This is a genomic window from Streptomyces caeni, from assembly GCF_042678285.1.
GTDB classification, from domain to species: domain Bacteria; phylum Actinomycetota; class Actinomycetes; order Streptomycetales; family Streptomycetaceae; genus Streptomyces; species Streptomyces caeni.
Genome location: NZ_JBHUDX010000018.1, coordinates 57041 through 67015 on the forward strand (window position 1 = coordinate 57041; position 9975 = coordinate 67015).

At 72.8% G+C, this 9975-nt stretch carries 10 protein-coding genes; 5 read left to right on the top strand and 5 right to left on the bottom strand.

Going from position 1 to position 9975, the window contains the following annotated elements:
* Positions 1-103: 103 nt before the first annotated feature.
* A complete protein-coding gene (locus tag ACFSL4_RS07285) occupies positions 104-1048 on the bottom strand; it encodes an RluA family pseudouridine synthase (RefSeq protein ID WP_381079760.1) in 945 nt (314 codons plus the stop codon).
* A gap of 373 nt (positions 1049-1421) precedes the next feature.
* Positions 1422-2984, bottom strand: a complete 1563-nt coding sequence (locus ACFSL4_RS07290) for an amino acid permease (protein WP_381079762.1) — start codon at positions 2982-2984, stop codon at positions 1422-1424.
* A gap of 253 nt (positions 2985-3237) precedes the next feature.
* On the opposite strand from ACFSL4_RS07290, the gene ACFSL4_RS07295 reads away from it, so the two are divergent.
* From ACFSL4_RS07295 to ACFSL4_RS07305, 3 genes are all read left to right on the top strand, one after another.
* Complete coding sequence (locus ACFSL4_RS07295; protein ID WP_381079764.1) at positions 3238-3888, top strand: PadR family transcriptional regulator; 651 nt, start codon at positions 3238-3240, stop codon at positions 3886-3888.
* Positions 3889-4069: 181 nt separating this feature from the next.
* The gene (locus tag ACFSL4_RS07300; RefSeq protein ID WP_381079766.1) at positions 4070-5083 is read left to right on the top strand and encodes an ATP-binding cassette domain-containing protein; all 1014 of its coding nucleotides are present in this window, start codon (positions 4070-4072) and stop codon (positions 5081-5083) included.
* Entirely contained in the window at positions 5080-5856 is a 777-nt protein-coding gene (locus ACFSL4_RS07305; protein WP_381079768.1) for an ABC transporter permease, read from the top strand. The genes ACFSL4_RS07300 and ACFSL4_RS07305 overlap by 4 nt, the downstream gene beginning before the upstream one ends.
* 97 nt (positions 5857-5953) lie before the next feature.
* Here the strand turns inward: ACFSL4_RS07305 and ACFSL4_RS07310 are convergent, their stop codons facing one another.
* Together ACFSL4_RS07310 and ACFSL4_RS07315 are read right to left on the bottom strand one after the other, a co-directional pair.
* Positions 5954-6799, bottom strand: a complete 846-nt coding sequence (locus ACFSL4_RS07310) for a siderophore-interacting protein (RefSeq protein ID WP_381079770.1) — start codon at positions 6797-6799, stop codon at positions 5954-5956.
* Between the two features lie 104 nt (positions 6800-6903).
* Positions 6904-7833 carry a 5'-3' exonuclease gene (locus ACFSL4_RS07315; RefSeq protein WP_381079780.1) on the bottom strand — a complete coding sequence of 310 codons (930 nt, stop codon included), beginning with the start codon at positions 7831-7833 and terminating at the stop codon, positions 6904-6906.
* 495 nt (positions 7834-8328) lie between these two features.
* Here ACFSL4_RS07315 and ACFSL4_RS07320 point away from each other — a divergent pair, with 495 nt between their 5' ends.
* Together ACFSL4_RS07320 and ACFSL4_RS07325 are read left to right on the top strand one after the other, a co-directional pair.
* Positions 8329-8904, top strand: a complete 576-nt coding sequence (locus ACFSL4_RS07320) for a helix-turn-helix domain-containing protein (RefSeq protein ID WP_381079772.1) — start codon at positions 8329-8331, stop codon at positions 8902-8904.
* A 134-nt stretch (positions 8905-9038) separates the two neighbouring features.
* Positions 9039-9758 carry a helical backbone metal receptor gene (locus tag ACFSL4_RS07325; RefSeq protein ID WP_381079782.1) on the top strand — a complete coding sequence of 240 codons (720 nt, stop codon included), beginning with the start codon at positions 9039-9041 and terminating at the stop codon, positions 9756-9758.
* Here ACFSL4_RS07325 and ACFSL4_RS07330 read toward each other — a convergent pair.
* On the bottom strand, positions 9724-9975 hold a 252-nt coding region (locus tag ACFSL4_RS07330), incomplete at its 5' end, for an SLAC1 family transporter (RefSeq protein WP_465269751.1). The two genes, ACFSL4_RS07325 and ACFSL4_RS07330, sit on opposite strands and share 35 nt — an antisense overlap.

Genomic DNA, 9975 nt, shown 5'->3' on the forward strand with positions numbered 1-9975 from the left:
CCGCCCCCCGCCCTGCCTCTGCCGCCCGAGCCGGCCGCCGACGCGCAGGGGCGGCCCGGTGCGTGGCGACGGGTGCTGCGGTGGTGGCGGGGCGAGTGAGCCCCTACCGGGCGGCCCACGCGTCGTACGACGACCACGCCCGCAGCTCCCGCCCGCTGACGAAGCGGTGTGCGCGCCCCGTGACCGGATCGGTGAACTCCAGTGCCCGCGCGAGCAGTTGGAGCGGGCGCCGGAAGTCTCCGGCCGGTCCGGGGGCGGTCACCACCGGGTAGAGCGGATCGCCGAGGACCGGCAGGCCCAGCGCGTTCATGTGCACGCGCAGCTGGTGGGTCTGCCCGGTGCGCGGGAGCAGCCGGTAGAGCCCGCGCCCGTCCCGGTGCTCCAGCAGCTCGACCCGGCTCACCGCATTGGGCTCGCCCGCCACCTCCCGGGCCGCCATGACCCCGCGCTCCTTCACGATCCGGCTGCGCACGGTGCGCGGCAGCGGCAGCCCCGGGTCGTACGGGGCGACGGCCTCGTACTCCTTGGCGACGCGCCGGTCGCGGAACAGGCACTGGTACCTGCCGCGCTCCTCGGGCCGCACGGTGAACAGCACCAGCCCGGCGGTCATCCGGTCCAGCCGGTGCGCCGCGGTCAGCGTCGGTATCCCCAGATCGCGCCGCAGCCGGGCGAGGGCCGTCTCGGCGACATGGCTGCCGCGCGGGGTGGTGGCGAGGAAGTGCGGCTTGTCGGCGACGACGATGTGCTCGTCGCAGTGGACCACCTCGACCGGGTACGGAACGCGCTCCTCGTCGGGCAGCGGGCGGTGGAACCACACGTACGCGCCGGGCGCGTAGGCGGCGTCGGGCGCGACGGGCCGCCCGTCCGCCCCGACGACCAGCCCCGCGTCGAACATGCCGTCGACCACCCCGTCCCCGGCCGCGAGCCGCGCCACGAGATGGTCGCGGACGGTCGCCCACCCCTCGCCGGGCGGCAGCCTCACCCGCACCGGGTCGACGCCGTCGCGCTGCGGCAGCGGGGAGGGCGGGGTCCTGGGTCTGCGTCTCATCACGAGCAGCGTACGAGGCGGGCGGGGGGTGGTGAAAACCGCTGGGCACGCCCCGCCGCGCGTTGCGAGGATGCCACGATGCCTGTCCCACGCGTCACGTCCCGCCCGCCGGAACGCTCGAAGAGCCTGGGGGAGCGTGCCGGGCGTCACAACGGGGCGAACGTCGCCTGTCGGGCCACTAGGGGGTGTTTCGAAAGTCCCGCACAGCACCCACGGCGCCCGGGACGCTCCCCCAGGCTCTTCGAGCAGGGGGCACCCGCACTCGCCGCACCGGCCGAAACCCCGAGTACGTCCAGTACGAGGGCTTTCGTCCGGCACGCCGAGAGCACGCACCGGACACCGCGGGCACCGCACAGGACTTTCGAAACACCCGCTAGGCGGCGGTCACCTCCTGGACGGCCGTCTCCTGCACGGGAGCGGTGGGGTCCGCCGAGAGCCGGCTCCACAGGCGGTGGGCCGCGCCGGCGGCCAGGGTCGCCGCAAGGAACAGCACCGTGAACCACTGGAAGTACCAGTGCCCGCCGGCCGGGTCGTACACGGCCGCGCGCGGCCAGGCCAGGTTGACGGTCATGAGCAGGCCGTAGAGCAGGGCGAGCGCGTTCACGGGGACGCCCCAGCGGCCGAGCGAGAACAGCGGGGCACCCGTCTCGTCCGTCCCGCCGGCCGGGAACTCGCCGCGCAGCCGCCGCACCAGCAACGGGCCCGTCACCATCGCGTACGCCAGGTACAACATCACAATGCACGTGGTGCCGATGGCGAGGAAGGCGTCCGGGGAGGCGAAGTTCAGCAGGAGCAGGGCGGCCGCGAGGACGCCCACCACCAGGGCCGGGGCGGTCGGCATGCCGGTGCGCGGGTTGACCCGGGCGAGCGGCGCGGCGAAGGGCAGCCGCCCGTCGCGGGCCATGGAGAAGATCATCCGGCAGGCCGCCGTCTGGATCGCCAGGGTCGCCACCGTGACGGCCACCACCACGTCGGCGAGCAGCACCCGGCCGACGCCGTCGCCGAGGCTGCTGGTCAGGACGTAGCTCAGACCGTCCGTGCCGAGGCGTCCGTCGGTCAGGCTGGGTGCGGCGAGGATGCCGCCGAGGACGATCAGGCCGCCGAGCAGGCCGGCCGCGCCGAGCGCGGTGAGGATCGTGCGGGGCGCGGTGCGGCGCGGGTTGTGGGTCTCCTCGCTCATCTCGCCTGCGCTGTCGAAGCCGATCATCACGTACGCCGCTGCGAAGGAGCCCACGAGCAGCGCGCCGAACAGACCGCCCGTGCCGGGGGCGGTGTGGAAGGTGATGCCGGGGGAGCGCTCGGAGTGGGTGAGCAGCAGCACGACGATCAGGCAGGCGCCGATGATCTCGGCGGTCACCCCGATCCGGTTGACGGCTGACATCACGCGGTTGTCGACGATGTTCACGAGCGTGGTGAGCACCAGCAGGACGACGCCGAGGACCGCCGCGTTCGCCGCACCCGTCGACGAGGTGGGCGCCGGGTCGCCGCCCACCAGCTGGAAGCCGGACCACAGCGGCGGCAGCACCATCTGCAGAGCGAGGGCGGCGGCCGCGACCACCACGATCTGCCCGATGACCATGATCCAGCCGGCGAACCATCCGAAGGCGGCGGTGGACAGCCGCGACGACCACTGGTAGATGGCGCCCGAGATGGGATAGCGCGCGGCGAGTTCGGCGAAGCAGGCGGCCACCAGAAGCTGGCCCACCAGCACCGCGGGCCAGGTCCAGAAGAAGACGGTACCCCCGAAGGCGTACCCGAACGCGAAGAACTGGAAGACGGTCGTCAGTACGGAGATGAAGGAGAACCCGGCGGCGAAGGACGCGTACCGGCCGAGGCTGCGGTGCAGCTCCTGACGGTAGCCGAACCGTGCGAGGTCGGCGGCCCCCTCCGGGCGCGGCGGGTCGGGGCGGACGTCGGCGGGGGCGGTGCTCGTCATGGCGGCAACCTGCTTTCGTGCTGCGGCGGAAGAGTTCCTGTCGAGCGACAGAAATTCCTGTCGGGCGACAGAACGTAAGGAGGGGCTGTTTCACCGGCGTCACGCGGCCGTGTCGGGAACGGACCCAACTCCTCACCCCCTTGCCGGTGCCGAGCGAACGCGATACATCGTGTGCGTTGACCCTGCTCGTATGGACGCGATATGTTCGGTCACGGATATTCGTCAACGAGTTAAACGATCTGAGGTGAGGGCCGTGGCGGTGAAGCGCCGGAAACTCGGCAACCCGCTGGCGCTCGCGGTCATGGTGCTGCTCACCGAGAAGCCGATGCATCCGTACGAGATCGCCCAGACCCTGCGCCGACGCGGCAAGGACACCAGCCTGAAGATCAACTACGGCTCGCTCTACACCGTCGTCCAGAACCTGGAGAAGCACGGCTTCGTCGAGGTGGCCGAGGTGCAGCGCCAGGGCAACCGGCCCGAGCGCACGCTCTACGGCATCACGGACGCCGGACGCGAAGAGGCCGTCGAGTGGCTGTCGGACCTGCTCGCCGTCCCGGCGCGGGAGTTCCCCGTCTTCGAGGCGGCACTCTCCCTGATCGCCGTGCTCCACCCCGACGAGGTCGCCCGCCTGCTGAGGGAGCGGCTCGCCGGACTGGAAGTGGGGGCGGCCGGCCTGCGCGGCGGACTGGAGAAGCTCTACGAGACGCTTCCCCGGCTCGTGCTGATCGAGAGCGAGTACCAGCTCCACATGATCGACGCGCAGGCCGCTTGGGTCCGCGGCTTCCTCGACGAGCTCACGGAGGGGACGTTCCCGGGCCTCAAGGAGTGGCGGCTCTTCAACGAGACGGGGGAGGTCCCCGAAGAACTGCGGAAGCTGGAAGGCGGCCTGGCCGACGGGCCGTGACCGCCGAAGAAGAACGGACCCCGGCGGGCCTGTTGCAGCAGTCCCGCCGGGGTCGGCAACCCCGAGCTGAATCCGCCGTGAGGCACATCCGGGCGATCGAGGTGCGGCACACCCAGGATAGGCCCGGCCCCCCTCACACGGATCAGCTGTCATCCGCTCACGGATGGAGAGAGCAGTCGTCATGAACACCCGTGCGCCCGCAGTGGAGGCGCGCCAGCTGATCAAGACCTATCCCGGTGCTGTCACCGCCCTCAACGGCATGGACATCACGGTCCGGCCGGGCACCGTCTTCGGGCTCCTCGGCCCGAACGGCGCCGGGAAGTCCACCACCGTCAAGATCCTCACCACCCTGGCCCGTCCCGACTCGGGCACGGCCACCGTCGCGGGCCATGACGTGCTGCGCCACCCCGACCGGGTGCGCCGCGCGATCGGCGTGGTCGCCCAGAGCTCGGGCGCCGACCCCGTGGCCACGGGCCGCGAGAACCTCCGGCTCCAGGGCAGGCTCCATGGCCTCAAGGGCGCCGCGCTCGACCGCCGCGTGGACGGACTGCTGGAGCGCTTCGCGCTGGCCGATGCGGCGAAGCGCCAGGTCAAGGGCTACTCCGGCGGAATGCGGCGTCGCCTGGACGTGGCACTGGGCCTGGTGCACCGGCCCGAGGTGCTGTTCCTGGACGAGCCCACCACCGGCCTGGACCCTCGGGCCCGCACCGCCATGTGGGAGGAGATCGGCCGCCTGGCCGGAGAGGACGGCCTGACCATCCTGCTGACCACGCACTATCTGGAGGAGGCCGACCGGCTCGCCGAGCGCATCGCGATCGTCGACCGCGGCCGGGTCGTCGTGGAGGGCACCCCGGACGCCCTCAAGGGCGAACTCCGCGGTGACGCGGTCCACATGGAACTGCGCGAGACGGTCGGCGAGGCGGGCCGTGCGCTGCTGGGGGGCGCCCTTCGCGAGCTGCGGGGCGTGCGCGAGGTGCTCATCGACGGGCGCCGGATCAGCGCCCGCGCCGACAACGGGGCCGCCGCGATGCCCGCGCTGATCGGCGCGCTCGAACGCGCCGGGGTCACCGTCGCCGCGGCGACGGTCGCGCGCCCCTCCCTCGACGACGTGTACCTCCGCCACGCGGGCCGCCGTTACTCCGAGGCGGATGCGGACACCGGCGCCGGTCTCGTCCTCGCCGGGGGTGCGCGATGAGCACCGCCGTCTCCCAGACCTGGTACATGACGCGGCGTCAGCTCATGGTGTTCGCCCGGCAGCCCGCCTACGCCGTCATCACCCTGATCCAGCCCGTGATCTGGCTGTTCCTGTTCGGCAACCTCTTCAGGAAGGTCGTCGGACTCGGCGGCTTCGGCACCACCTCGTACCTCGACTACCTGGTGCCCGGCGTCGTCGTGATGAGCGCGCTCAGCTCCAACATGTGGGCCGGCATGGGCACGTTGGAGGAGATCCAGCGGGGCACGCTCAACCGCTTTCTGACCACACCGGTCAGCCGGGCCGCGCTGATGAACGGCAACGTGGTCCACAACGGCCTGGTCACCGCCCTGCAGTCGGTCGTCATCGTGCTGCTGGGGCTGCTCGGCGGCGCGGACTACCCGGGCGGCATCGGCGGCATCGCGATCCTGGTCCTCGCCGCCGTGCTGCTCGGCACGGTCTTCGGGGCACTGTCCAACGCGCTGGGCATGCTGGTCCAGGAGCGGGAGTCGATCATCGGCATCAACACGTTCCTGCTGCTGCCGCTGACCTTCCTGTCCACCGCCTTCATGGCACCGTCCCAGATGCCCTCCTGGATGCGGCACATCGCCGACCTCAACCCTCTCGACTGGGCGATGGCGGCGGGCCGCTCCGCGTTGTCCGCGCACCCGGACTGGGGCGGCGTGCTGGGCAGGGGAGGGGTGCTGCTGGGACTGGCGATCGCCGCGGTGTGGCTGTCGATCCGCACATTCCGCTCGTACCAGCGGTCGGTGTGAGCCCACCGGTCCGGTGAGCTGGCGGGGTCGGCGGACAGGGCGAGCCCGCACGACACGGCGGCGGCACCACCTCGGTGGTGCCGCCGCGTTCCGCGTCCTACGCCGCGGACGCGCCGCCTTCCTGCTCCGCCTCGACGCGGGCTTTCCACTCCCGCTTCGACGCCTGCCAGCCGTCCTCGTCATGTCCGAGGCGCCAGTATCCCGAGATCGAGAGGTCGTCGCGCGGGATGCGATGCTCGACGCGCAGCAGCCGGCGCAACTCCTTCACGAAGCCGGCCTCGCCGTGCACGAACGCGTGCACCCGTCCCTCCGGGAACTCCAGCGCCCGCACGGCCTCCACGAGGGCCTCACCGACCGGCCGGTCCCCGCGGTGCAGCCAGACCACCTCCACACCGGAGTCGATCTTCTGCTCCTCCTCCGGGCCCGAGACCTCCACGAACGCACGGGCCTCGACATCGCCGGGCATCGCCTCCAGGGCCACCGCGATCGCGGGCAGGGCGCTCTCGTCCCCGGCGAGCAGATGCCAGTCGGCGCCCGCGTCCGGGGCGTAGGCGCCACCGGGGCCCATGAACCGCACGGTCTCGCCCGGCCGCGCGCGCAGGGCCCACGGTCCGGCGAGGCCCTCGTCGCCGTGGATCACGAAGTCCAGCGTCAGCTCCCGGTGTACGGGATCCCAGGCGCGCACGGTGTACGTCCGCGTCACCGGCCATGCCCGGCGCGGGAACTCCTCGCGGATGCGCTGCAGGTCGAAGGGCTCGGGATAGGCGACGCCCTCGGCGGGGAACAGCAGCTTCACATAGTGGTCGGTGCATGTGTCCGCCGCGAAGCCGGCCAGGCCGTCGCCGCCGAGCACCACACGCTGCACGTGGGGGGTCAGCCGCTCGGTGCGGACCACCTGCGCGGAGTGGACCCTTCGGATCCTGCCTGCCGGGCGCTCTGCCATCACGGCCTCCCAGTTGCCATGCTTAGGTTTGCCTAAGTTAGCATCTCCTTCTCCTTGATACACCTGTCCCCCGAAGGGCCGACGACACCCCGGTGCCGCAGCCGTCACGTCCCGAGCGTGACGAGAAGCCGCCGCAGCGAACCGCCCAGGCCCCAGCGGGCCGCCAGCTCCTCCAGGCCCGCGGGGTCGCGCGGCGTGCTCGGCAGCGCCGTGGCCACCTCCGGCAGCGGCACGTCGGCGGCGACCCGCACGACCCGGGGAGCCACCGCCACATAGGCCCGCGCCGCGTCGAGCCGCTTGCGCTGCGCCGGCGTGAGCCTGGTCCCGGGGTCGTCGACCGCGGCCATGATCCCGGCCAGGTCCCCGAACTCGGCGAGCAGCTTGGCGGCCGTCTTCTCACCGATCCCCGGCACCCCCGGCAGCCCGTCGCTCGGGTCGCCGCGCAGCAGTGCCAGATCCGCGTACCCCCTGCCGCCGACGCCGTACTTGCCGCGCAGCACCGCCTCGTCGGTGAGCTGGAGCGTGCCGACACCCTTCAGCGGGTACAGCACGCGCACCTCGCGCGCGTCGTCGACCAGCTGGTACAGGTCGCGGTCGCCGGTGACGATGTCGACCGGGCCCTTCGCCCGCGCCGTGAACGTGCCGATCACGTCGTCCGCCTCGTACCCCTCGACCCCGACCCGCGCGATGCCCAGCGCGTCCAGGACGGCCTCGATGACCGGTACCTGGGGGGAGAGCGTGTCCGGCACCTGCTCCTCGTCCGGACCCGCCTCGTGCTCCTCGGCCACGCGGTGCGCCTTGTAGGAGGGGATCAGGGCGACCCGCCAGTGCGGGCGCCAGTCCGCGTCCATGCAGGCGATCAGGTCGTCGGGGTGGTGGTCCCGGACCAGACGGTCGACGAAGTCGAGCAGCCCGCGTACGGCGTTCACGGGCGTCCCGTCGGGGGCCTTGACGGATTCCGGGACGCCGAAGAAGGCGCGGAAGTAGAGCGAGGCGGTGTCGAGGAGCATCAGGCGTCGGGTCACCTTTCGCATCATGCCGTACGGCACCGACAGGAGCAGGGCGTCCGGCCGGGCACCGGCGTACCGGAAGGATCCGGACAACACCGTCGAGGCCCGCCCTTGCGCCGGTCCGCACGTCCTGCCGGCCGGCGGTGCCGGAGGCCGCCGCGGCGGCCGCACGCCCCGTCGCGCTGTTCCAGGCCGCCGCGCAACCACGTCCCCCCGCCCGCCGCCGACACGCAGCGTGCGCCTCCGGCCGCGCCGCGTCACCCGCCGATGCGGCCGCGGCCCGGTCCGGCGCCCGTCCCAAGCCCTTGAACAGCGACTTTGTCCTGTCGAGTGCGGTGCGCGCAGGGAGGCGTGACGGCTCACTCCCTGGCGCAAACCGTGACGCCTGTCACCCTTGTATATGACAACGATGTGACGGGCGGATGAAACGGTTTGCCGAACATGCGTAGGGTGCAGACAACTCAACAGAAGCAGTGACCGATGACCGGCGCACCGACGAGGAGGGAGGGAGCCGGAGCGATGGGTGACCACAAAGAGCGGCCCCTTCGGGTGGGCGCGGCCGTCCGGCGGCGACGCCGGGCGCTGGAGCTCACCCTCGCCGTCGTGGCCGAGCGCAGCGGCCTGTCGGTTCCCTTCCTGAGCCAGGTCGAGAACGAGCGGGCACGCCCCAGCAGGCCCTCCCTGGAGCGGATCGCCGACGCCCTGGGCACCACCGCCGTCGACCTGCTCGCGGCGGCCGACCCTGCGTGCAGCGTGGACGTCCTGCGCGCCGATGACGAAGGCGTCACCCCGGGGCGGGCGCGGGTGCGCACCCTGGTGCGGGGACACCACCAGATGCACGCGATGGAGTTCATCGGGGAGTACGACGACGGCCGGGAGTTCCAGCACCGCAACGATGAGCTGATGTACGTCGTCGACGGCGCCGTCGAGGTCGAGGCGGAGGGGCGGGCGCACCGGCTCGGGCGCGGTGACACCCTGTACCTGAGCGGGGGAGTGCGCCACCGCTGGCGGGCCGCAGAGCCGGACACCCGCGTGATCGTGGTCGCGGTCGCGGACCACATCGAGGCGTTGGAGGACCCCTCACGCCGGCGCTGATGCAGCGACCCTCGCGGGGGACACCCGTCCAGGTGCCGTCCTGGGATACTCGCCGGCATGGCCGACACCTCTGGACCTGCCGTCGACGGCGCCTGGGAACGCGCCCCGGGATGCTGCCGCGGGCGGCGGCCGTGATGCGCGTCGTCTCGCTGGTGCCGTCGCTCACGGAGGCGGTGGCCGCCTCCGCGCCGGGCGTCCTGGCCGGTGCGACCGACTGGTGCAGCCGTCCGCCGGGCCTCGACGTCGTCAGGATCGGCGGGACCAAGAACCCCGCGGTCGAGCGGATCGTCCGGCTCGCCCCCGACCTGGTGCTCGCCAACGAGGAGGAGAACCGCGAACCGGACCTCGCCGCCCTGCGCGCGGCGGGCCTGGAGGTACTGGTCACCGAGGTGCGGGACGTGCCGCAGGCGTTCCGGGAGCTGGAGCGGGTGGTGGCCGCGTGCGGGGTGTCCGCCCGGCCGCGCTGGCTGGACGAGGCCCGCTCCGTCTGGTCGGGTCTGCCCGTGCCGCGGCGCCGCACGACCGCCGTGGTGCCCGTCTGGCGACGGCCCTGGATGGTGCTGGGCCGTGACACCTTCGCCGGGGACGTGCTGGCCCGGCTCGGCGTCGACAACGTGTACGCGGCCCATGCGGAGCGCTATCCGAGGATTCCGCTGCCCGAGCTGCGCGACGCGGCGCCGGACCTCGTGGTGCTGCCCGACGAGCCGTACCGCTTCACCGCCGACGACGGCCCGGAGTCCTTCCCGAAGACGCCCTGCGCGCTGGTCAGCGGGCGCCATCTCACCTGGTACGGGCCTTCGCTGACCGAGGCGCCGCGCGTCATCGGCGAGGCGCTGCGAGCAGCTCTCCGCTGACGACGCCGCGGCCCGTGCCGACGGCGGTGACGGCCCGGGCGGTGACGAGCAGCGCGTACGGGCCGACCGCGAGCCCGTCCAGGACGGCGAGCCCGGTGCGCCGGGCCAGTGCCTCCGCGCCGGTGACGCACGTGCCGACGGGGAACGTGAACGCCCACCAGGTCATGGCGAAGCCCATCCCCCGCCCGGCCGGGCGGGGGCGGCAGCGCCGCGGCGG